This is a genomic window from Rhodospira trueperi (assembly GCF_900101965.1).
In the GTDB taxonomy this organism is placed as follows: domain Bacteria; phylum Pseudomonadota; class Alphaproteobacteria; order Rhodospirillales; family Rhodospirillaceae; genus Rhodospira; species Rhodospira trueperi.
Genome location: NZ_FNAP01000006.1, coordinates 196,041 through 219,655, shown reverse-complemented (window position 1 = coordinate 219,655; position 23,615 = coordinate 196,041). Strand labels below are relative to the sequence as shown.

The following is a 23,615-nucleotide window of genomic DNA, read 5'->3' as shown; positions in this document are numbered from 1 at the left end:
GGCAGCCCACTCACCGCGTCAGGTGCAGGAACTGCACGTGCTTCTGGTACTGCGACAGGATATCGCCGATGATCTGCTCGCGCGTGTACCCGAAGACATTGTAGTTCTGGCTGCCCTCCGACAGGAAGACTTCGGCGCGGTAGTACTGGTCGTCGTGTTCGTCGTTGACCTCTGCAAGCCCCTGGGAAAAGGCGTATTCTTCCGAGGCATCGAAGGCCCGAGGCTTGACGGCGTACAAAAAGGCCCGTTCGACGCCGTGGTGGATGGTGAGGGTCGCTTCCCGTCCCTCCAGGCGAGCGTCGGCCTCCAACTGTCCCAGCTTGCTCACCTCCTGGGCGACGTCCTGCATGGCGCCCAGCACGGTGTTATGCAGGAAGGCCTCGATCCGCCCGCGCCGGGGCTGATGGACGATGTTGGCCAGCCAGCGGCGCCAGTCCACGTCCGCCCCGCTGACCTGCACGCTGCTCGACAGGGTCAGGGATTCGCGCCGTGCCGCCTCGATGCGCAGGCTCTTCAAGAGCGCAAAACAGACCAACAGCATGATGAACGCGAACGGCAGCGCGGCCGTGATGGAGGCCGTCTGAAGAGCGGTCAGTCCGCCGGCCAGCAGCAGGGCCGCTGCCACCAAGCCTTCCGACAGCGCCCACATGGTGCGCTGCCAGACGGGCGTCCGGCTGGCCCCGCCCGAGGTGATGATGTCGATCACCAGGGAGCCGGAATCCGACGACGTGACGAAAAACGTCACCACCAGCACCGTGGCCAACACCGAAGAGATCTCGGCGAACGGCAACTGCTCCAGGAAGGTGAACAGGGCCAAGGGCACGTTGTCCGCCACCGCCGCCGCGATAGCGCCGCCGGCCGCGCCCTGATCCAGGCTGATCGCGCCGTTGCCGAAGAAGCTGAGCCAGATGAAGGTGAAGCCCACCGGCACCAGCAGCACGCCAACCACGAATTCGCGGATGGTGCGGCCGCGAGAAACCCGCGCGATGAACATGCCGACGAACGGCGACCAGGCAATCCACCAGGCCCAGTAGAACAGGGTCCAGCCACCGATCCACTCGTTCGGCTCATAGGCGTACAGGGTGAAGGTCTTGCTGACGACCTCCGACAGATAGGCGCCCGTGTTCTGGACCGTGACCTTCAGCAGGAACAGGGTCGGACCGGCCAGCAGCACGAACACCAACAGCGCCAGCGCCAGAAACAGGTTCAGGTTCGACAGCCGCTTGATGCCGGCGTCCAGGCCGGCGACGACCGAGGCCGTCGCCATCAGGGTGATGGCCGCGATCAGCAGAAGCTGAACCGTCGTGGTTTCCGGCACATCGAACAGGTGGGCGAGCCCGGCGTTGACCTGAAGGACGCCCAGCCCCAGCGACGTGGCCACACCGAACATGGTGCCCAGCACGGCGAAGATGTCGGCGGCATGGCCGATGGGGCCGTGGATACGCTCTCCGATCAGGGGATGAAGAGCGGAGCGAATGGTCAGCGGCAGATCGTGGCGAAAGGCATAGTAGGCCAACGCCAGCCCGATGACCGCATAGATGGCCCAGGCGTGGATGCCCCAGTGGAAGAAGGTGATCTTCATGGCCTCGCGGGCCGCCGCCATGTCGCCGCCGATGCCGGTCGGCGGCGACATGAAGTGCATCATCGGCTCGGCCACGCCGAAGAACATCAGCCCGATGCCCATGCCGGCGCTGAACAGCATGGCAAACCAGGAGCCGTAACTGTAGTCGGGCCGGGAATCGTCCGGCCCAAGGCGCACCTGACCATGATCGGACAGAGCCAACCCCAGCGCGAAGACAACAAAGACCGCCACCGAGAGCATGTAGAACCAGCCGAAGGTCTCCACGATCCACGTCTGAACCGCCGAAAACGTCGCGTTCGCCGTCTCGGGGAAAGCGACGCCGAAGACGACGAACGCCAGCGTCAGGCCGGCCGATCCAAAGAAAACCGGCGGATTGATGGTGGCGGGAATGCGCATGAGTCTGCTCTCCCGGTTATGGTCTGTCTGCTCGGATCGGTCGATGGTCGATCGGAACCGATCAGTGGACACGACATGTGCCGGCCCGCGACGCGAATCAGAAGGGCGGTGGACGCGGGTCGGCAGCCAAGGGTCGGCCGACTTCGGATCGCCTTGCGGCAGGCTATGGGCGCACCCCGACACAGTCCTTGCCTCTGAATGTTAAGCAGACCACCCGGCGATGTCACGGGTTGGGATCCAGCAAGTCTCAGGATGGAGGGTGAATGCCGGTTGCGGCCGGTGCTTGCCTGACGCCTCCCCCCTCCGGGGGGAGGTTGGGAGGGGGGCGAGGTGATTTCCACACGGATCTCGCCTGTCGCATCAACCCCACTGGCCTTTTTTTCAACCCCACCCCAGCCCTCCCCTATCCAGGGGAGGGAGTCCGGCTTGTGCCTGGGGCTCACAGCCGTTCCCTTCGGAGGCCGCGCGGCCAAAATGAGAACGGCTGGTTGGGATCGCGGGCGGCGGATGATCGCGCCCAATCTGGTTTTTCGCGGCGCCGGATTGATCCCGGCCCGCCGATCCGTCATGGTCCGCCGCTCGCTCCCTCCACCGTGCCGGATATCATGACCGAAACCTCTCCCCGCCCGCTGCCCGATCCCCCCGCGATCCCCGCCGACCTGCCGATCCCGACGCCGCCGCCGGGTGCCACCAAGCGCGCCCGCGCCCTGATGATCCAGGGCACCAGTTCCGACGTGGGCAAGAGCCTGCTGGTGGCCGGGCTGTGCCGGGCCTACCAGAAACGCGGGCTCGCCGTGCGCCCCTTCAAGGCGCAGAACATGAGCAACAACGCCGCCGTGGCGGTGGACAGCGACGCGCCGCCCAACCCCGACGGCACCTATCCCCATGGCGAGATCGGCCGTGCCCAGGCGCTCCAGGCGCGCGCCTGCAAGGTGCCGCCGTCCATCGACATGAACCCGGTGCTGCTGAAGCCGCAAACCGAGATCGGCGCCCAGGTGGTGCTGCGCGGCCGCGTGCTGGGCAACTGCCCGGCCCGGGTCTACCACCGCATGCGCCACGCCCTGATGCCGGCTGTGCTCGGGAGTCTCGAAAAGCTGCGCGCCGACGCCGACCTAATCGTCGTCGAAGGCGCCGGCTCGGGCGCGGAGATGTACCTGCGCGACTCCGACATCACCAACATGCGCTTGGCGGAGCTGGCCGACCTGCCGGTGGTCTTCCTGTCCGACATCGACCGGGGCGGCACCATGGGCGCGCTGGTCGGCACCCACGCCCTGTTGCGCCCGGAGGACAACGCCCGTGTGCGGGGCTATCTGATCAACAAGTTCCGAGGCGATTTCACCATCTTCGAGCCCGCCTGCGAGACCATCACCGAGCGCACCGGCTGGCCCTTCCTGGGCGTGGTGCGCTGGTTCGAGAACGGCGCCCGTCTGCCGGCGGAGGACTCGCTGGCGCTGGAGCGTCCGGCCGAACCCGGCGCCGGCGACCTGCGCATCGCCGTGCCGCGCCTGTCGCGCATCGCCAACTTCGACGACATTGATCCCCTGGCCGCCGAGCCCGGGGTGTCGGTCTCGTGGGTGCAGCCGGGCTCGCCCATCCCCCGGGACACCGACGTGGTGATCCTGCCCGGGTCCAAGGCCACACGGTCCGACCTGGACGTGATGCGCCGCGAGGGCTGGGACATCGACATCCTGGCCCACGCCCGGGCCGGCGGGCGCGTGGTGGGGCTGTGCGCCGGCTTCCAGATGCTGGGCCGGGTGGTGCGCGATCCGCAGGGGCTGGAGGGGCCGCCGGGTGAGACGCCGGGGCTCGGCCTGCTCGACATCGAGACCGAGATCGGCGGCGACAAGCGCCTGATCGATCTGGCCCTGCACGATGCGGTCAGCGGCTGCCCGGTCGCCGGCTACGAGATGCACATGGGCCGCACCACCGGCCCCGGGCTGGCGCGGCCGTGGCTGCGGCTGAGCGAGACGCCGGGCGGCCCGGTGCGGGACGAGGGCGCCGTCTCCGCCGACGGCTGCATCATGGGGGCGTATGTCCACGGCCTGTTCGGCGGCGACGCCTTCCGCGCCCACTGGATCGGCCGCATGGGTGGCGAGGCGACGCGGCTGAATTACGAACACCGGGTCGAACGGACGCTGGACGAACTGGCCGCCCAAATCGAGGCCAACCTGGACCTGGACGCGCTGTTGGCGTTGGCGGTGTAGCTCTGGCCGGCGCCCTGCCGCATTCACGGAACACGCTTTCGCCACGTCATACGAAGTCCGTTTGATCCGTTCGCAAACGTGTCGGTTGGGGTGAGCGCGGCGAACCCCAACGCCATTCGGTTCTGGGGGCCGAAACGTTGGGGTTCGGCGCGCGGCACCTCACCCCAACCTACGGAAATCCGGTCGAAGAACGCAAACCAATCAAGCGGTTCGCGGATTCCCATCCGGCACCCCCGCCATGGCGCGCGCCTCGGCGGGGGAAGCCCCGGCCTCGCGCAGGGTGCGCAACGCGCGGGCGTTGTCGCGCTTGGCCAGCCGGCGGCCGGCCTCATCGGTCAGAAGGCCGTGATGATGATAGGCCGGCACGGGCAGGTCGAGCAGCGCCTGCAACAGCCGATGCACATGGGTGGCGGCGAACAGGTCCTGTCCGCGCGTCACCAGGGTCACGCCCTGGGCGGCGTCGTCCACGGTGACAGCAAGATGATAGCTGGTCGGGATGTCCTTGCGCGCCAGAACCACGTCGCCGAACAGCGCGGGCCGGGCCGTCTGTTCCCCGGCGGCGCGGTCGTGCCAGAGCAGCGGCCCCGGCATACGCGCCAGCGCCGCCGCCACGTCCAGCCGCAGCGCGTGCGGGTGACCGGCGGCGATGCGGTCGGCCCGCTCGGCCGGATCCAGGGCGCGGCAGGTGCCGGGGTACAGCGGCCCGTCCGGTCCGTGCGGCGCCGACGGACTGGCGGCGATCTCGGCCTGGATGTCCTTGCGGGTGCAGAAGCAGGGATAGAGCAGGCCCATGGCCTCCAGCCGGTCGAGCGCCGCCCGGTAGGCCGCCATCCGCGCCGACTGGCGCCACACCGGCGCCGGCCAAGACAGGCCCAGCCACGCCAGATCCTCCAGGATGGCGGTCTCGAATTCGGGTCGACAGCGGCCAACGTCGATGTCCTCGAGTCGCAGCAGGAACCGCCCCCCCGCCGCCTCGGCCAGCCGGGCGGAGACCAGGGCGGAATGGGCGTGCCCCAGGTGCAGCAGGCCGGTGGGACTGGGCGCGAACCGGGTGACGATGTCTTGGCTTGGGCCAAGGGCTGGGCCTAGGCTGGGGCCTCGATCCGGGCTGTGTCGGGAAACCGTCATGAAAACGTGATGGTCTTTTTGTCATGGTTGAGGTACAAGCTACCATATCTAGTCCGGATCGTCGTGTTGTCGATGGAAGCGGCGCCTTGCCCCGGTCAAACGGTTTCGGTGGCGTCGGCGCCAAGCTTGACAGGCCGGCCGCGTCCCTGGAAACAGGGACGGCCCGCCATCAAGTCCGGAGGACTGTTGACGTGGATGCGGTACCGCCAAGTTCCCCGGCCCTGGTCCTGAACGCGGATTATCGGCCGCTCAGCTATTTCCCGCTGTCCCTGGTGCCCTGGCAGGACGCGGTCAAGGCGGTATTCCTGGACCGCGTCAACGTGGTCTGCGAATACGACCGGGTCATCCATTCCCCCAGCCTGGAAATCCGCCTGCCCAGCGTCATCTCGCTGAAGCAGTTCGTGCGCACGGCGCGCACCCCGGCCTTCACCCGCTTCAACGTGTTCCTGCGCGACCGCTTCACCTGCCAGTATTGCGGCCAGCGGTTCCCGACGCACGACCTGACGTTCGATCATGTGGTGCCGCGCTCCTGGGGCGGACGCACGACGTGGGCCAACGTCGTCACCGCCTGCGGGGCCTGCAACCTGCGCAAGAGCAACCGTACCCCACGCGCGGCGTCCATGCCCTTGCGGCAGCCGCCGCACGTGCCGTCGCATCACATGTTGCAGGAAATTGGGCGGGCTTTCCCGCCCAATTATCTTCATGAGAGCTGGCGCGACTACCTGTACTGGGATTCCGAACTGGACCCCTGGTAGGGCGCGCCGTCGGTCATGGCCCGCCTTCTGGTCATTGGCAACGTCAACGCCGACGAGGTGGTGCGCCTGGACGCGCCGCCCGTCCCCGGCGCGCACCTGAGCGGCCGCCCGGAGGGGATTCGGCTGGGTGGTGGCGGCGCCAACGCGGCGGTGGCGCTAGCCCAGGCGGGGCACGACGTCGCGATCCGGGCGGCAGTGGGCGATGACGAGGCCGGCGCCCACCTCGTCGAGGCCTGCCGGAATCACGGTCTGGACGTGTCCGGCCTGCATGTGCTGCCGGGACGAGCCACCAACCGGCCGCTGATCCTGATTGATCCCACCGGCGAGCGCACCCTGATCGCCCGCAAGACCATCGCGGCCGACGCGCTCGGGCCGCCGCCCGGCGATATCGCGGCGGACGGCGTGCTGGTCAAGACCTTCAACCCCGCACTGGCCGCGTTCATGGCCGACCGGACGGCGCGCGGGCCGGTTGTGGCGCATGCCCCACCCACCGCATTCGACCACTGGCCGGCGACGGTGTGGGTGACCTCCGAAAGCGAGGTCACGGCGGCCGGCGGCTCCGATCCGTGGGGCGCGGCCCGCGCCCGGGCCGGCCCAATGCTGCAAGGGCTGGTCGTCACCCGGGGGGCCGCCGGGGCCGAGGCGCTGGGACCGGACGGCGCCCGCCTCGCCGTGCCGGCCCATCCCGTGGACCGGGTGGTCGACACCACGGGCGCCGGGGACGTGTTCGCCGCCGGACTGCTGCACGGGCTGCTGGAGGGCGCCGACATCGGCGCCGCCATGAGCCTCGCCGCACTCTGGGCCGCGCGGGCCATCGAAACCGACGGATCGGTGCCCGCCATCGGTTCGTGATCACCCCCGGCCTTTCGCGTGGCGAGTCGACCGGAAGAACGGGATCGGTCTGAAAGACGGTCTGGTCGGCGTCGTTTGACATCGTTCGACTCCGTTCGGACGCTCGTCACGGCGATTCGGGCGAATGACTTGCCGGGCGGGACGGTACGCACGCGGTCACAGAAAAGGTGGAGTAAACTGATCAACAAAGGCTGGACTTCAATATTTCAATGGCACTTCGCAGGGAAATTTCACCTGCAATGAAATACGGGACGCCACTTACAGAACAATTAAACGACTTCGGCTGTAACAATAAATCTTCTGATGCACATCGTTTCCATCTCGGATAATCCGGATTGTGGCTTGACTTGTCCCCATGGCGTGGATAGCCTTTCGCACATCGTCCAAAACGTCCGCTATTATTGTCTTGCGATCACGATGTCTGATCGCACGGTCACATCGTGGCTGGCCGACAGGATCGACCGGCAATCCGGCGCGTCAGGGCGATGCCCGACCCGGGTGACACCGAGGGGCGGGGGAACCACGGGGGCGGTGTCAGCAACAGGGAACGCACGATTTGACCGACACGGAAAAGCTTGTCGTCCGAAACCTCTTCAAGGTGTTCGGCGACGATCCACAGGAGGGCGTCCGGCTGTACCGGGACGGCCTGGGCAAAGCCGACATCTTCGAGAAGACGGGTCTGACGCTGGGCGTCTGCGACGCCTCGTTCTCGGTGCGCGAGGGCGAGATCTTCGTCGTCATGGGCCTGTCCGGGTCCGGCAAGTCCACACTGGTGCGCATGCTCAACCGGCTGATCGAGCCGACGGCCGGCGAGATCGTGGTGAACGGCGTGGACATTGCCAGGATGTCCGAAAAGGAACTGATCGAGTTCCGCCGCAAGCACATCAGCATGGTGTTCCAGTCCTTCGCGCTGATGCCGCACCTGACGGTGTTGCAGAACACGGCCTTCGGGCTGGAACTGTCGGCGGTGGCGAAGGACGACCGCGAGCAGCGCGCCATGGCGGCGCTGGAGCAGGTGGGGCTGGGGGCCTGGGGCAACAGCTATCCGAACGAGCTGTCCGGCGGCATGCAGCAGCGTGTCGGTCTGGCCCGCGCGCTGGCCAACGATCCCACGATCATGCTGATGGACGAGGCGTTCAGCGCCCTCGACCCCCTGATCCGCAGCGAGATGCAGGACGAATTGGTCGCGCTCCAGGAGGAGCAGGCGCGCACCATCGTCTTCATTTCTCACGACCTCGACGAGGCCATGCGCATCGGCGACCGCATCGCCATCATGGAGGGCGGGCGCGTCGTCCAGGTCGGCACGCCGGACGAGATCCTGAACAACCCGGCCGATGACTACGTGAAGTCGTTCTTCCGGGGCGTCGACGTCTCCAACGTCCTGACCGCCGGCGACGTGGCCGTGAAACAGGATGTCGTGATTTACGAACGCGACGGCAATGTCCGGGCCGCCCTGCAACGGGTCGGCAAGGCCGGGCGCGAGTTCGCCTACATTGTCGACAAACGGCAGCACTTCCACGGCGTTGTCTCCGTCACGTCCCTGGAGGCCGAGGCCAAGACCACCAAGCCGGAGCTGCATAACGCTTTCCTGTCGGACATCGAACCACTCAAGGCCAGCACCAGCATCGGCGAGATCATCGGCACGGTGGCCCAGTCCCCGTGCGGCCTGCCGGTGGTGGACGACAACAATCGATATCTGGGCGTCGTCTCGCGCGCCCTGCTCCTGGAAGCCTTGAACAGGGAGGGCGCCGAGAATGACTGAGGACAGCATCGTCATTGCCCAGTCGAACCCCTGGGGTTCGAACACCGGCACCGCAAGCGGAGACGCCCGCACGGGCGGCGAGCAGCCGGCCGGCACCGACTGGCTCAGTCAGGCGGCCCCGGCCCCGGAACAGGCCCCATTCGACATCCTGCATCCTTTCGAGGAAGCCTCCATCCCTCTTGAACTTTGGGTTGAGCACTTCCTGGACTGGTTGGTCACCAACTTCCGCTTCATCTTCCAGGCCATCCGCTGGCCGGTGGACGGCGTCCTGAGCACCATGGAGGCCGCTTTTCTGGGGGTGCCGGCGCTCTTGATGCTGGTTCTGATCGGCTTGCTGGCGTGGCAGGCGGCGGGCTGGCGCCTGGGCGTGGGCGCCGTGGTCTCGATGGTCTTCGTCGGGCTGATCGGCGCCTGGGACGAGACCATGGTGACGCTGGCCCTGGTCATCACCTCGGTGTTCTTCTGCATTCTGCTGGGCTTGCCGACAGGGATCTGGCTGGCGCGCAGCGACCGCGCGGCACAGGTGGTCCGGCCGATCCTGGACGCCATGCAGACCACGCCGGCCTTCGTCTATCTGGTCCCCATCGTGATGCTGTTCGGCATCGGCAACGTGCCGGGCGTGGTGGTGACCATCATCTTCGCCCTGCCGCCGGTCATCCGCCTGACCAATCTGGGCATCCGGCAGGTGCCCGGCGACCTGATCGAGGCCGCCACCAGTTTCGGCGCGTCGCGCCGCCAGCTTCTCTATAAGGTCCAGTTGCCGCTGGCCATGCCGACCATCATGGCCGGCGTCAATCAGACGCTCATGCTGGCCCTGTCGATGGTGGTGATCGCCTCCATGATCGCCGTCGGTGGCCTGGGGCAGATGGTGCTGCGTGGCATCGGCCGCCTGGACATGGGTTTGGCCACCGTCGGCGGCATCGGTATCGTGCTGCTGGCCATCATCATCGACCGCATGACCCAGGCCATGGGCGTGTCCAAGCGAGATCGCGGCAACGTCGGCTTCTTCGAGACCGGCCCCGTCGGCTTGGTCCGGCGGGCCATGGGATACGGCCGGCCGGCCGAGAAGGGGGCCGCCGCATCCGCCAAGACCTGAGTTTGGTCGCGTACCCCGATCCCCCGGTTCCTCACGGCGCCGGGGCCATCGGGACACAATCAACACACCAAGGGAGTTCCCATCATGACCCATCCCTTCGATCCCAAGACCCTGCGCGGCACTGTCGCCGCCATCGGCCTGTCCACCGCCCTTCTGGCCGGGCCGGCCATCGCCGCCGACATGCCCGGCGAGGGCGTCGAGGTCATCCCCCTGAAGTCCTCCATCGCGGAAGAAACCTTCCAGACCGTGCTGGTCATGAAGGCGCTCGAGGAGCTCGGCTACGACGTCCAGGACATCAAGGAACTGGAATACGCCACCGCCTATGTGGCCATCGGCAACGGCGACGGCACCTTCCTGGCCGACGGCTGGTTCCCGCTGCACACCGACTTCTTCGCGGAAGCCGGCGGCGAGGAGAAGCTGTACCGCGAGGGCGTGTACTCCCCGGGTGCCCTGCAGGGCTATCTGATCGACAAGAAGACCGCCGACGAGCACGGCATCACCAATCTGGGCCAGTTGTCGGACCCCGAGATCGCCGCCCTGTTCGACAACAACGGCGACGGCAAGGCGGACCTGACCGGCTGCACCCCGGGCTGGGGCTGTGAAGCGGTCATCGAGCATCAGCTTGATGCCTTCGATCTGCGGGACACCGTGACCCATAACCAGGGCTCCTATTCGGCCATCATCGCCGACACCATCACCCGCTACGAACAGGGTGAGTCCGTGCTGTACTACACCTGGACCCCGTACTGGGTGTCCGGCGTGCTGGTGCCGGGCGAGGATGTGGTCTGGCTGCAGGTGCCGTTTTCCTCGCTGCCGGGGGCCCGCGCCGACGTGGACACCGCCCTGCCCGACGGCTCCAACTACGGCTTCCAGGCCAACGATCAGCGCATCGTCGCCAACAAGGAGTGGGCCGAGGCCAACCCGGCGGCGGCCAAGCTGTTCGCGATCATGGAGGTGTCGGCCAACGACATCAGCGCGCAGAACCTGAAGATGCGCGACGGCGAGGACAGCCAGGAGGACATCGCGCGTCATGCCGATGCCTGGATCGCCGGTCACCAGGACGCCTGGAACGGCTGGCTGGAAGAGGCCCGCGCGGCCGCCGAGTAATCGGCTGAACGCCAGGGTTCAATCGACCGTGAAGGGGGCCGGTGCCGTGGGGCGCCGGCCCTTTTCGTGTCGTCCCCGAACGGCCGGCGGCCGAGGATGGACGACGGTCCCGCTTCGACCTATTTTGACCATGATCGGAAGCAAAGAATGCTGGCGCGACGCGGACACGGGGTCCGCGCGTCCCCGTGAAGGGCGATGAGGGGATCGCGTCTTGGTGGTTTGCGAGGGGAAGAGTCTGTGTTTGGTTTCAGTGTGCCGTCCACGCCGGTCCGAAATCTGCTCTGGTTCCGCGCGACCGTTCGCGCCGCCGTCCTTGCGCTCTGTGTCGGCGCGCTGCTGTTCGGCCTCCCGACCGCTCCCGCCCTGTCGGAGACCGTCATGCCGGCGGTCATCGACGGTGACACGATCCAGACGACCGAAGGCATCCATCATCTCGCCGGCATCGACGCGCCGGAACTCGGCCAGCGCTGCCGTCAGGCCGGGCGCTGGATTCACTGCGGCAAGGATGCCGCCTTCGCGCTTCACCGGGTCCTGAGCCTGTCGCTGGAGCCGCTTGTCTGCACACCACTGGATGGCGCGGCGGTCGAGGCTGGCGGCGCGCACAGGTCCACCTGCGCCATCAGCGGCCACAAGGATATCGCGATGGTACTGCTCACCCAAGGGCTCGCCATCACCGCCCCCGATGCGCCCGGCGCCTATCGCGAGGCCCAGGAGAAAGCAAAGGCGGCCGGCCTGGGCCTGTGGCGCACCGACTTCGTGCGTCCGTGGGACTGGCGCCGGGGCGGACGGTTGCCGGACGACCCGGTCGTCGATCCGCCGCCGTGCCCGATCAAGGCCTACACCCCCGAGGGCGGTGACGGCGTGTTTCTGGTGCCCCTGGATGCGGGCTACGCCGCCGTGTCTGATGACGCCGTCGAAGCCCGCTATTGCAGTGACGACGAGGCCCTCGCCGCCGGCTGGGGGCGGCCGCCGCTGCCGACGCCGTGAGCGGCGCCACCTTGAGGTCCCCGATCCGGCGCGCGCTTGCGGGGGCCGCGCCGGCGCCCTACGGTGAACGGTGGACCACCACCGGAACCGGAGGCCGGAGGGCTTGAGCCATGCCGCCGTCCTTGCTGACTCCCGCCGCGGCCGGACGGCACCGCTTGCCCGAGGGCGACGCCGCCGCCATGACGCGCGGCCTGACACGCGGGGTGTGCCGCCATCTGGCCGAGACCGGGCACGCCGTCCTGACCGAATTCAAGCTGCCCAACCGACGCCGCGCCGACGTGGCGGCGCTTGATGCGGATGGCCGGGTGGTGATCGTCGAGGTCAAGAGCGCGCTGGCCGACTACCGCGCCGACGGCAAATGGCGCGAGTACCTGGGGTACTGCGATGCCTTCGCCTTCGCCGTGTCCGAGACCTTTCCCATCACGGTGTTACCGGACGATTGCGGCCTGATGATCGCCGATCCGTGGGGGGCGGAGATCATACGGCCGATGGCCCTGGCCCCGCTGCACCCGGCGCGGCGGCGGGCGCTGACGGTGCGGTTCGCCCACACGGCGGCGGAGCGCCTGCATCGTCTGGTGGATCCCCCCGTCTGAAGGGATCACACCTCCCTCCTTTGAAGGGGTTGAGGGCGATGCGCGGGCTGTGCGATTCTGTCTGGACCTTGGAGTCTCCGCCCGTTCCGGGTCGCTTTGCCCTTGAAACACTCCCTCTCCCTGCTGACCATGCAAAGGCGCGCCCGCGCGGGGATCCCGCGCGATGTGGCGTGCCGTCCGTGTCTCGTCCATTGCTCCCGTCCGTCCATCGAACCAAGACCAAAGAGGACCTGAACCATGCCCGACCGCGTCGCGTCGCCCCGGGTCGCCGCCCTTGTCGGCCCCTATCTGTCCGGCAAGACCAGCCTGCTCGAAAGCCTGCTGATGGCCTGCGGGGCGATCCACCGCAAGGGGCGCGTGGAGGATCAGAACACCGTCGGCGACGCCAGCCCGGAGGCGCGCGAACGCAGCATGACCATCGAAATCAACGTGGTGGAGGCCGACTATCTGGGCGACCGCTGGACCTTCCTGGACTGTCCCGGCTCGGTCGAGTTCCAGCAGGATGCGGTCAATGCGCTGATGGTCGCGGACGTTGCCGTGGTGGTGTGCGATCCCGATCCGGCCCGCGTGCGCATGGCCATGCCGCTGTTGAAATTCCTGGATCAGCGCGCCATCCCGCACATGATCTTCATCAACAAGGTCGAGACCGCCCAGGTCACCCTGCGCGAGTTGATGGAGGCGATGCAGGAGGTCTCCGACCGGCCGTTGGTGCTGCGCGAAATCCCGATCCGCGAGGACGGCAAGGTGACCGGCTATGTCGATCTGGTCAGCGAGCGAGCCTATCGCTACAAGCCGGGCGAGCGCTCCGACCTGATCCACCTCCCGGAGCAGGTGAAGGACCGAGAGTTGGAGGCCCGCCAGGAGTTGCTGGAAAGCCTCGCCGACACCAACGACACCATGCTTGAGGAAATACTGGAGGACATCGTTCCGGCCAAGGACGAGATCTACGACACCCTCACGAAGGATCTGGCCGAGGACCGTGTCGTGCCCGTCTTCTTCGGCGGCGCGCTGGAGGACAATGGCGTCGTCCGCCTGCTCAAGGCGCTGCGCCATGAAACCCCGTCGGTAGACGAGACCCTGGAGCGGCGACTGGTGGACAGCGGCGCCAGCGCGCCCCTGGTCCAGGTGTTCAAGACCGTGCATGCCGCCCACACCGGCAAGATGTCGCTGGCGCGCGTCTGGCGTGGCCCGGTCAAGGACGGCGCCCAGGTCGGCGGCGAGAAGATTGCCGGCCTGTTCACGCTGACCTCCCCCGGCCAGCCCGCCAAAGCCAGCGAGGCCCCCACCGGCGCCGTCGTCGGCCTGGGCAAACTGGAGGGTATCAACACCGGCCATCTGCTCGACGCCAAGGGCACGCTCGAGACCGACTGGCCCACCCCGCCGACGCCTCTGGCGGCGCTGGCGGTGCGGCCGGCCAAGCACGGCGACGACGTGAAGCTGTCCGGCGCCCTCGCCCGCCTGTGCGAGGAGGACCGGGGCCTCAAGATGGAGCAGAACGCCGAGACCAACGAACTTCTGCTGTGGGGGCAGGGCGACATTCACCTTCAGGTCGCACTGGCCCGGCTGGCGCGCCAGTACAACGTCGAGGTTCAGTCGGAAAAGCCGCTGGTGCCCTATCAGGAAACCATCAAGAAGCGCACCCAGCAGCAGGGCCGCTTCAAGCGTCAGACCGGCGGCCATGGCCAGTTCGGGGATGTCCACCTGGAGATCGGGCCGTTGTCGCGCGGTGCCGGCTTCGCCTTCCACGATAAGATCACCGGCGGTGTGGTGCCGCGCCAGTACATCCCGGCGGTCGAGCAGGGCGTGCGCGAATGGTCGCGGCAGGGGCCGCTGGGCTTCCCGGTGGTGGACTTCGAGGTGACGCTCTACGACGGCTCGTTCCACACCGTGGACAGCTCCGAGCAGGCGTTCAAGACCGCCGCGCAGATGGCCATGCGCGAGGGCATTCAGGCCTGCGCCCCGGTCCTTCTGGAACCGATCCTCAAGGTCGAGATCAGCGTGCCCAACGACGCCACCAGCAAGGCGCAGCGGGCCCTGTCCACGCGGCGCGGTCAGATCCTGGGCTTCGACCAGAAGGAGGGCTGGGACGGCTGGGACGTGGTCCACGGCATGCTGCCGCAGTCGGAAATGCACGACCTGATCGTCGAGATCCGCTCCTCCACCATGGGGGTGGGCACGTTCTCGTGGACCTTCGACCACCTTCAGGAACTGAGCGGGCGTGACGCCGAACAGGTGGTCGAACGCCGCCGGGCCATGCTGGAGAATGGGTGAGGGGATCGGAAAGCCATTCCGTCCCGCGAGACGCCTGAACTCACGCCGGCCGACGAAAAGACAGTCCTTTTCGTCGGCCGGTGTGATGCGGAAACCGTATTATTTCACCAGGGCGCTGATGTCGCGGAAGGCCGGATGGTCCTTGTCCGCCACCCACTCGAACAGAACCATTTCGGTGGTCACGATGGAGCATCCGGCGTCGCGGGCGCGCTCCAGTCCGGCGCGCTCGCTGTCAGGATGGCGCGAGCCGACGGCATCGGCCACCACGAACACGTCATACGATGCCTCGCGCAGGCCGAGCGCGGTCTGAAGCACGCACACATGGGCCTCGGTCCCGCACAGAACCACCTGGGGGCGGCCGAGCGCGTCCAAGGCGGCGCGGAATCGGGGCTCGCCCATGGAGCCGAAGGCGGTCTTCTCCATCACCGCGCCTTCGGGCAACAGGTCCCGCAGGTCGATCATGGTGGGACCCAGCCCCTTGGGGTACTGCTCCGTACACAGCACCGGCACGTCCAGCAGCGCGGCGCCCCGCAGCAGCCGGGCCCCGTTGAACAGAACCCGGCGTGGATTATCCATGACCGGGCACAGCCGTTCCTGAACGTCGATGACAATGAGAACAGATCGGTCGGCGCGCAAAAGCATGCCAAGCCCCTTCGGGCGACACATGGGCCGGGGGAACGTGGGACCCGGGCGACCACGAACGGCCGCCCGGTCCCGGATCGGTGATCAGAACTGCAGGCGGGCGTTCATGCCGAAGCTGGTCGTCGCCTCGTCGGATCGCGCCACTTCCGTGTTGCCGAACATTTCCAGCGACAGGTTGTCGTTCACGAAGGCCCGAAGACCACCCCCCAGAACGGCGCCGAAGCGGTCGTTCATGCCGTTGCTGATGAAGTCGTACTCCAACCGGGCGGAGACGTACGGCTCAATAATATCGTTGTTCTCGTCGCTCATCTGGAAAATGTAGCCAACATCGCCTTCGGTGTAGAGTTGCCCCAACTCGACCGCGTCGGGAGACACCTTGGCGCCGACGCTGTCGTAGTACGCGTCGAACCCTTCGTGGGCGTAGGATATGCCGCCGGATCCGTAGGCGGTGATCCGGTCGTACACGTTGCTATAGGCCACGTTGCCGGACGTGATGAAGCGATGCGAATGGTGACCGTTGCCCTGGCCCGAATTGGCTCCGGCCGGAATGATGTCGTTCAGACCGAGACCATAGGAGCCGAGGATGTTCACCGACCAGTTGTCGGTAAACTGGTAGGCGCCGTAAAGCGTGGTCACGAAGTAATCGGCGTCGCGTTGAAAGTCGCCGTTTCCGTGGAACGTGACGTCGAGCCGCTCGTATCCGACGGCGACACCCGCCAGAAATGCGTCGAAGAAGCGGTAATCGGCACCCAGCGTGGCGGCGTATTGGAGGCCGGAGAGGTCAATCGCCGGCTTTTCATCGTAGAACAGGTCGCCGGTGGCGGCCGACCAAATGGCGAGCTTACCGGTGGTCCAGTCCCCGCCGTCGCCGCCGGACAGGCCGCGAATTTCGCCGTCGCCGTTGGCTCGCAGACGGGTGGTCTCGGGGGCGCCGCCGGCGGAACTCAGGGTCACGGCGCGAGCACCGACGGTGCGAACGATGTACCGCCCCGAAATGCGGTTGCTCGACATCGCCGAAGACTCGGTCGCCTTCTCCTGGTCCGTCGGGGACACGTAGTGTTCGGAGTTTTCGGAGTAGTGGTGACTTTCCGAGCTTTGGCTCCAGGCTTCCGTGGTGCCAAAGGCGCCAAGGGCCACCGCCATCGACACCGTACCCAGCAGGACCCTGTGCAGTGTTTGCCTGTTCATTGTCTCTGTTCCTTGCTTGCCGTCTCTCAACCCATCACGTCTCAATGCCGGGCGACATTCGCTTCCGATCCGTCCAGGCTGTCGGATCCCTGACGGAGAGCGAGCCGCGCTCCACGGCACTTTGCCTCTACAAAGCCCCCCGATGCCCACAGGCAGGCCTGCGTCCGTGTGTCCCGACTGGTCTGCAGGGTCTGGACAAAGACGGTCCGACCATACCGTTTTCGTTCGTGGTCTGTCATCCGGGGCAGGCTTGCGATCAGGGCGTGAAGCCCCAAAGTGTGTCAGGTGTTGCGAAACGGCCACATGCCGCGGCGGTTGCGCCAGTGGCGGTTGAGCGGTGTCCATGGTATTCGGGGGTCCGGACAGGGATGGACCCCACCCACGGCCCGTCCAGATCATCCATGATGGATCGTTGGGTCACCCTCCCGTAACATTCGGAGTCTCCAGACATGATCCCGCCTCGATTCCATGCTTCGGCCATCGTCCTGGCTGGCGCGGCGCTGACCGGCTGCGGCTCCGGCGGCGACGAGGCCGAGCGGTTGTCGTTATATTGCCAGACAACGCAATGCCATTGCATCGAGGACACAGTGATTCCGTTCGGTGCCGCCGCGAAGCGGGAGCCGGCGTGGAGCCTGTCCGGAGAGCCGTCCTGTCCGGACGGCTTTCGTCTGGAACCGGTCGAGAATTGAGGCCAGCGCCCTTCGGGCTCGGGGCGCCCGCGACAGACGGTGTCCGGATCACGCCCGGCCGGCGCGGGCGAGGCGGCGACCACGGCCGGATCGGCCCTTTCGGTTTTGCCGCGCGGATCCTCCCTCGATCAGGCCCATGACCAAGCTCATCAGCGCCGGAATGATGATCAGCGTCAGCAGCGCCGACATGGCCAGCCCGCCCAGCACCACCGTGCCCAGGCCCCGGTACAGTTCCGACCCGGCGCCGGGGAACAGCACCAGGGGCGACATGCCCATGATGCTGGTCAGCGTGGACATGAAGATCGGGCGCACCCGGTTGGCGGTGGCCCGGCGGATGGCGTCTCCGGGGCTCAGGCCCTCCTGACGGCGGCCGTACAGGGTCTGATCGACGAGCAGGATGGCGTTGTTGACGACGATGCCGATCAGGATCACGAAGCCCATCATGGTGAGCATGTCCAGCGGCTGATAGCTCACCGTGTTCAGCAGACCCAGCGCCAAGACCGCGCCGGCCGACGCCAGCGGCACCGTGACCATGATGACCAGGGGATAGAAGAAGTTCTCGAACAGAACGGCCATCACCAGATAGACGATGATCAGCGCCAGCAGAAGCTGCCAGACCATGGCGTCCCAGGCCTCGGTCAGCTTGTCGGCGGTGCCCGACAGCGATAGCGACACCTCGGGCGGGACGCCCTCGTCCTTCAGGGGGGCGATGACCTGCTCCTCGATGATCTCCATGGCCCGTTCCAGGGCGATGGCCTGACTGGGCCGGATTTGCAGCGTGACCGTGCGCGCGCGCTCCAGGTGGCGGATTTCCGTCGGCCCGGCGGTCACCAGAACGTCGCCCAGCGCGGCCACCGGCAGAATGGTGCCCGAGCCGGTCACCACCGGCAGGGATCCGATGTCCTGGGTACGGGTCACCTCCTGGGCACGGCCGGCGAGGGTGAGGTCGATGCGCTCGCCGCCGACGGTGATTTCATCGACCCGCAGGCCGTCGTTGAAGGCGTCCACGGTCTGGCCGAAGGTCAGCACGGAAACGCCGTTGTCCGCCAGCTTCAGCAGGTCCGGCACGACCCGCACCTCGGGCGCGCCGAGTTCCAGACCGGGAATGGGGCGGAGCTGGTTGCCCTGCTCCCGGGGCAGGACCTCGCCGACCTTACCGGCGGCGCGCAGCGCCACGCCCAGGATGGTTTCCAGATCCGGGCCGGAGATGTCCAGATTGACGGCACGCGCGCCCCCCACCGAGCGACCGAACGGCGACGGCTGGGACACGAACCCGAAGGTGCCCGGCTCCGAGAACACCGGGCCGCGCAGAATGGGAATCAACTCGCTGGCCCGGGCCGGATCCTCGGCGGCGGCGCCGACGAAGGCGCGTGTCTCCAACGCGACGAAGAAGAAGTTGCTGATGGCGGGGCGGGTTTGCTCGCCGGTCTCCGCCTCCGACCCGTCGCCGGCGAACAGGCCGGTCACCCCGTCGATCAGACCGGACAGCGGCCCGGCGGTCTCCGACCCGCCGCCGTCCTCCGACTCCAGGCCGTGGCGACGGGCGCCCTCACGCTCCGACCACAACGGGCGCACCGCGTCCTCGATGGACCGGCCGATGGCCGTCGTGGTGTCCAGGTTGTAGCCCGGCGGCGGCAGAATCATCCCGAACACGAGGTTCCGGTTGCCCTCGGGCAGGTATTCCAGCTTGGGCAGGAAAACCCAGGTGGCCACCCCGGCGGCCAGCGTGATGGTCACCACCACGATCAGGCTCAGAGCCTTGCTCTTGATCATCAGATCGGTCAGGCGGGTCATCAGCCACATGAAGCCGCGCCCGAACTGGTCGATGCCGGGCAGCGGCACCGCGTGCGCCTCGTCCTTGCGCTTGACGCGCCCCAACAGCCGCCGCGCGAGCGCCGGAATGACGGTCACGGCGACGATCAGCGACAGCATGACGGCCACGGAAATGGCCACCGCGATGTCGCGGAAGAGCTGGCCGACCTCCTGCTCCATGGTCAGGATGGGGATGAACACCATGACCGTGGTCAGGGCCGAGACCAGGATGGCGCCCCAGACCTGCTTGGCGCCCTGATAGGCGGCGGCGGCGCGGCTGTAGCCCTGTTCGCGCAGACGGTAGATGTTCTCCAGCACGACGATGGCGGCGTCCACCACCATGCCGACGGCGAACGCGATGCCCGCCAGCGAAATGACGTTCAGCGAGCGGCCCAGGGCGGCCATGCCGACAAAGGCGCCGATCACCGAGACGGGAATGCCCAGCGACACCACGACGGTCGGCCCCAGCGCGCGCAGGAACACCAGAAGCACGATGGCCGCCAGCACGCCGCCGACGTAGATGTTGGAAATCACCAGATCGATGGCCGAGTTGATGTAGACCGTCTCGTCATAGACCTGCCCCAGGTACAGTCCCGACTCGGCCAGCGGTCCCTGGTTCAGTTCGGCCACGGCGGCGCGCAGGCCCTCCATGGTCTCGATGACGTTGGCGCCGGTGTCGCGCACGGCGTTCATGGCCAGCGCCGCCTCGCCGCGATAGCGGATGCGGGCGCGCTGATCCTTGTAGGCGAAGGCCACGTCGGCGACATCGCCCACCGTGACCCGCGCCAACCCGCCCTGGCCGCCCCCCTGGGCGGAGCGCACCACCACCGCCTCGACATCCTCGGCGGTCAAGAACCGCCCCTCGACGCGAACCACGTAGCGGCGCTTGCCCTCCTCCACGTCGCCGGCCGACAGTGAGACGTTGGCCGCCCGAAGTGCCCCCACCACCTCCGGCACCGTCAGGCGGTACTTGGACAGGCTGACCGGATCGACGGTGACCCGCAGTTCGCGCTCACTGCCGCCGAAGTAGTTGATGCGGGAGACCCCCTCGACGCGCTCCAACCGGTCGCGCACCACATCGTCCAGCAGATCGCCGTAGTGATGGATCGGTTCGTCGTTGCCCTCCACCCGGCGCAGCGTGAACCAGGCGATGGGCTGGTCGTCGGAGCCGGAGGTCTCCAGCGTCGGCTCGTCGGCCTCCTCGGGATAGTTGGAGACCTGATCCAGCCGGTTGGCCACGAGGAGAAGCGCGCGGTCCATGTTCTGGCCGGTGGCGAATTCCAGCGTGATCTCGGACTGGCCGGTGCGCGATTGGCTGGTCATCTCGCGCAGGCCCTCCAGGCCCTTGAGAGCCTCCTCCTGGCGGTTGACGATCTCGCGCTCAACCTCGGCCGGGGCGGCGCCGGGCCAACTGGTGTTGACGGAAATGACCGGCTGGCGCACGTCGGGCGTCATCTGGATCGGAATCGTGGTCAGGGCGACGAGGCCGAACAGGACCACCATCAGAACGGCGGCGATGACGGCGGTCGGGCGGGCGATGGCCAGCCGGATGGGATCCATGATGTGTGCTCCCGCCGATCAACCTTGAGGACCGGCGTCGCCGCCGCGCGCGCTGGGCGGCACCGTGGCCCGCACCGGCTGGCCGGGACGCAGCCGCTCGTTGCCGCGTGTCACCACCACATCGCCGGGCCGCAATCCGCCCTCGACCGTGAAGGCGTCGCCCACGGCGTTGCCCAGCGTGACCGGGCGCGGTTGGGCCACGCCGTTCGTGACCACGAACACGGTGGCGCCGGACGGGTTGCTGATGACCGCGTCCTTGGGCACGACGACCACCGTTTCCGCCGGTCCCTCGGGCAGGAACAGCGTGACACTCTGCCCCGCCGCCAGATCGTGCCCGGCGGCCGCCGCGTCGGGCAGGGTGAGGCGCGCCGGCCGGGTGCGGGTGCGGGCATCCTCCGCCGGGACCAGGGCCCGCAGCACGGCGACGCTCCGGGTGTCGTCGTCAAGCACCACGTCCACGCTGTCGCCTGCGGTCAGCCCGTCCACCAAATCGAAGGGGACGTCGGCCTCCACCTCCAGATCGCGGTTGTTCAGCAGGGCGACGACCGGCGCGCCCTTGGTGACGAATGCCCCCACCTCGGTATGCCGTTCGGTGACCACGCCCGGGTAGGGCGCCCGAATCTCGGCATCGCGGAGAGCCACCTCGGCCAGCGACAGCCGGGCACGGGCAATGGTCAGGGTGGCCTGGGCGACGGAGACGGCATGCCCCAGCCCGGTGGCCTCCTCGCTCTTGTCGTCATAGCGTGCCTGACTGAAGGCGGCGGAGCGCCGTAGGTCGGACAAGCGCTCCAGTTCCTGCCGGGCCAGGGCCAAGCGGGAGCGGGCTTCTTCCAGCGCGGCCTCGCGCTGTTCCACCTCGGCGGCGGCCAGGTCCACCTCCAGGCTGACGCTTTCCGTATCGAGGCGGGCCAGCAGGTCCCCGGCCTCGACCACATCGCCGACATCGACGGCCATCTGCTCCACGGCGCCGGTTCCCTTCGCCGCCACCACGCCGGCCCGACGCGCCACCAGGCGGCCGACCACGGGGACCGTCTGCGAGGTCTCGCGTTCACCCACCTCGGCGACGCCCACGGGCGTGGCCGGCGATCCGTCGCCCTGCTGCGCCCGCGCCGACGGTGACGCCACCAGGGCGAGCGCCGCAAACAGCATCACGACAACAGCGGCCCGCCGGAGCGACGGGCGGGTCTCATGGCGCAAGGGTCGTCTCCTCAGGGAAGGGGGTCGCGAACGCGCGGCGAAGCACTCGACCATATATCAAGTGCCCGCCGGACCGGGTCAACACATGGGCGCGACGCGAGGCCCTTGAACGTCGCGCCGTGACGGCATGACCATCTCAGAGCGCGCCCTCGCCGCTGCGGGACGCCAGCAGCATCACGGCCTCGGCCCCGCGCATGCCGGCCCGGGCCGCGATCACGGACAGCGTCTCGTCGGCCGCGCCGGCGGCGCCTTGCGCTTCCAGGATCGCCAGCGCCTGATCGGGGGCCAGCCCGAACGCCGGCGCCGCGTCGGCGACGGTTGCGCCGGACAGCGCCGCGAACACCGCGCGCGGGCCACCCCCGTCCGGCATACCCGTCATGCCGGTGACGATGACGGACACGGCGAGGCTGAGGCCGAAGGCCGCCAGGGGCAGGCGCCGCTTCAGGTAGGCCGTAAAGGCCCGCCAGTTCTTCACCAGATGCCAAATGGCGATCGCGGAAAAAACCAAGCTCAGCCATTCATGGGAAAACTTCACCAGACCGGACTGCCAGTGAAAGAGCAGCATGATTCCGGTGACGGTGGATACGACGAACAGAACGATGGTGACGGGCGTGACGATGTCGCGGGTCGCGGTTTTGGTTTGGGGGGACATGGTCGGGGTCCTTGATGTCGATTGCGGTCGGGCGCAACACAACATCGCTCTGGTGACCCGTTGATGACGGTTCGGGTCGAGGACTGTGACAAAGTGTGACAAACCGCCGGCTGGCCTTGACCGGCGGAAAAAGGCGTTGCGACGACGGCGGGGCCGGTGCGACAAAAACGATCAACCAGGGAGGAAGGCGGACCATGCCCACGCTGTACGTGTCTCATCACGCCTGCATCGACCACGACACGGGCGACTTTCATCCGGAAAGCGGAGATCGTCTCCGCGCCGTGCAGCGGATTCTGGAAGCCGAGGACTTCATGCTGCTGCACCGGCAGGAGGCGCCGGCGGCCACCGACGAACAGCTTCTGCGTGTCCACCCCCAGGCGCATCTTGACCGTGTGTTCCGCACCATCCCGGCGGAAGGCCTGCGCCACATCGACGGTGACACCCTGGTCTCGCCGGGCTCCGGAGAGGCCGCCCGGCGCTCCGCCGGCGCCGTGGTGGTGGCCGTGGATGCCATCATGCGCGGTGAGGTCACCAACGCCTTCTGCGCCGTGCGCCCCCCGGGCCACCACGCCGAGGCGGAGCGCGCCATGGGCTTCTGCCTGTTCAACAACGTAGCCGTCGGCGCCCTGCACGCCCGCGCGGAATACGGCCTGGAACGCGTCGCCGTATTCGACTGGGACGTTCACCACGGCAACGGCACCCAGGACATTTTCCAGACGGATCCGGGCCTGTTCTATGCCTCGACCCACGAGGCCGGGAACTTCCCCAACTCCGGCTTTCCGAGCGAGCGCGGCGTGGCCGGCAACATCGTCAACTGCCCGCTGCCCCCCGGGTCCACCGGCGATGCCTTCCGGGCGGCCGTGGAGCAGACCATCGAACCGGCGATGCGCGCCTTCCGGCCGCAACTGGTGATGATCTCAGCCGGGTTCGACGGTCACGCCCGCGATCCGCTGGCGCATCTGCGCCTTCAGGTGGCGGATTTCGTCTGGGCCACGCAGCGCATGATGGCCATCGCGGATGAGTTCTGCGACAGCCGGGTGATCTCGGTCCTGGAGGGGGGCTATGATCTGCGGGCGCTGGCCGGCAGCGTGAACGCCCATGTGCGCGCGCTGATGGGGGTGTAGGCCCCGCGGATCGGAAGC

18 protein-coding genes are annotated in these 23,615 nt (G+C 67.7%); 11 read left to right on the top strand and 7 right to left on the bottom strand.

Going from position 1 to position 23,615, the window contains the following annotated elements; translation table 11 throughout:
* Positions 1-10: 10 nt before the first annotated feature.
* Positions 11-1,978 carry a BCCT family transporter gene (locus BLS85_RS09930; RefSeq protein ID WP_092785763.1) on the bottom strand — a complete coding sequence of 656 codons (1,968 nt, stop codon included), beginning with the start codon at positions 1,976-1,978 and terminating at the stop codon, positions 11-13.
* A gap of 605 nt (positions 1,979-2,583) precedes the next feature.
* Here BLS85_RS09930 and BLS85_RS09925 point away from each other — a divergent pair.
* Entirely contained in the window at positions 2,584-4,182 is a 1,599-nt protein-coding gene (locus BLS85_RS09925) for a cobyric acid synthase (RefSeq protein WP_092785902.1), read from the top strand.
* Between the two features lie 201 nt (positions 4,183-4,383).
* Here BLS85_RS09925 and gluQRS read toward each other — a convergent pair whose 3' ends face one another.
* Positions 4,384-5,310 (bottom strand): tRNA glutamyl-Q(34) synthetase GluQRS, encoded by a 927-nt coding sequence (gluQRS, locus tag BLS85_RS09920; RefSeq protein WP_092785761.1) that lies wholly within the window; start codon positions 5,308-5,310, stop codon positions 4,384-4,386.
* A gap of 191 nt (positions 5,311-5,501) precedes the next feature.
* On the opposite strand from gluQRS, the gene BLS85_RS09915 reads away from it, so the two are divergent.
* The 8 genes from BLS85_RS09915 (at position 5,502) to BLS85_RS09880 (ending at position 14,733) form a co-directional block, all read left to right on the top strand.
* The gene (locus BLS85_RS09915) at positions 5,502-6,065 is read left to right on the top strand and encodes an HNH endonuclease (protein WP_245699171.1); all 564 of its coding nucleotides are present in this window, start codon (positions 5,502-5,504) and stop codon (positions 6,063-6,065) included.
* A 15-nt stretch (positions 6,066-6,080) separates the two neighbouring features.
* Positions 6,081-6,917, top strand: coding sequence for a carbohydrate kinase family protein (locus BLS85_RS09910; protein WP_092785757.1), 837 nt, complete (start codon positions 6,081-6,083; stop codon positions 6,915-6,917).
* A gap of 556 nt (positions 6,918-7,473) precedes the next feature.
* Positions 7,474-8,679 carry a glycine betaine/L-proline ABC transporter ATP-binding protein ProV gene (gene proV, locus BLS85_RS09905; RefSeq protein WP_092785755.1) on the top strand — a complete coding sequence of 402 codons (1,206 nt, stop codon included), beginning with the start codon at positions 7,474-7,476 and terminating at the stop codon, positions 8,677-8,679.
* Entirely contained in the window at positions 8,672-9,775 is a 1,104-nt protein-coding gene (gene proW / locus BLS85_RS09900; protein WP_092785753.1) for a glycine betaine/L-proline ABC transporter permease ProW, read from the top strand. The genes proV and proW overlap by 8 nt, the downstream gene beginning before the upstream one ends.
* An 84-nt stretch (positions 9,776-9,859) precedes the next feature.
* Positions 9,860-10,882, top strand: a complete 1,023-nt coding sequence (gene proX, locus BLS85_RS09895; RefSeq protein WP_092785751.1) for a glycine betaine/L-proline ABC transporter substrate-binding protein ProX — start codon at positions 9,860-9,862, stop codon at positions 10,880-10,882.
* Between the two features lie 237 nt (positions 10,883-11,119).
* The gene (locus BLS85_RS09890; protein ID WP_092785749.1) at positions 11,120-11,869 is read left to right on the top strand and encodes a thermonuclease family protein; all 750 of its coding nucleotides are present in this window, start codon (positions 11,120-11,122) and stop codon (positions 11,867-11,869) included.
* A 110-nt stretch (positions 11,870-11,979) separates the two neighbouring features.
* On the top strand, positions 11,980-12,462 hold the full coding sequence (locus BLS85_RS09885) for an MmcB family DNA repair protein (RefSeq protein WP_245699170.1): 483 nt from the start codon (positions 11,980-11,982) through the stop codon (positions 12,460-12,462).
* 237 nt (positions 12,463-12,699) lie between these two features.
* Positions 12,700-14,733, top strand: coding sequence for an elongation factor G (locus BLS85_RS09880; protein WP_092785747.1), 2,034 nt, complete (start codon positions 12,700-12,702; stop codon positions 14,731-14,733).
* 99 nt (positions 14,734-14,832) lie between these two features.
* Here BLS85_RS09880 and BLS85_RS09875 read toward each other — a convergent pair whose 3' ends face one another.
* Together BLS85_RS09875 and BLS85_RS09870 are read right to left on the bottom strand one after the other, a co-directional pair.
* On the bottom strand, positions 14,833-15,375 hold the full coding sequence (locus BLS85_RS09875) for a hydrolase (protein ID WP_092785745.1): 543 nt from the start codon (positions 15,373-15,375) through the stop codon (positions 14,833-14,835).
* Between the two features lie 84 nt (positions 15,376-15,459).
* Positions 15,460-16,563: an autotransporter outer membrane beta-barrel domain-containing protein gene (locus BLS85_RS09870; protein ID WP_092785743.1), complete on the bottom strand. Its 1,104-nt coding sequence runs from the start codon at positions 16,561-16,563 to the stop codon at positions 15,460-15,462.
* Positions 16,564-17,012: 449 nt separating this feature from the next.
* On the opposite strand from BLS85_RS09870, the gene BLS85_RS09865 reads away from it, so the two are divergent.
* Entirely contained in the window at positions 17,013-17,252 is a 240-nt protein-coding gene (locus BLS85_RS09865; RefSeq protein ID WP_092785741.1) for a hypothetical protein, read from the top strand.
* Between the two features lie 48 nt (positions 17,253-17,300).
* Here BLS85_RS09865 and BLS85_RS09860 read toward each other — a convergent pair whose 3' ends face one another.
* From BLS85_RS09860 to BLS85_RS09850, 3 genes are all read right to left on the bottom strand, one after another.
* Entirely contained in the window at positions 17,301-20,624 is a 3,324-nt protein-coding gene (locus BLS85_RS09860) for an efflux RND transporter permease subunit (RefSeq protein WP_092785739.1), read from the bottom strand.
* An 18-nt stretch (positions 20,625-20,642) separates the two neighbouring features.
* The gene (locus BLS85_RS09855) at positions 20,643-21,821 is read right to left on the bottom strand and encodes an efflux RND transporter periplasmic adaptor subunit (RefSeq protein ID WP_176793571.1); all 1,179 of its coding nucleotides are present in this window, start codon (positions 21,819-21,821) and stop codon (positions 20,643-20,645) included.
* Positions 21,822-21,957: 136 nt separating this feature from the next.
* On the bottom strand, positions 21,958-22,473 hold the full coding sequence (locus BLS85_RS09850) for a DUF4405 domain-containing protein (RefSeq protein ID WP_245699169.1): 516 nt from the start codon (positions 22,471-22,473) through the stop codon (positions 21,958-21,960).
* Positions 22,474-22,667: 194 nt separating this feature from the next.
* On the opposite strand from BLS85_RS09850, the gene BLS85_RS09845 reads away from it, so the two are divergent.
* Positions 22,668-23,597, top strand: a complete 930-nt coding sequence (locus BLS85_RS09845) for a histone deacetylase family protein (protein WP_092785733.1) — start codon at positions 22,668-22,670, stop codon at positions 23,595-23,597.
* Positions 23,598-23,615 lie beyond the last annotated feature (18 nt).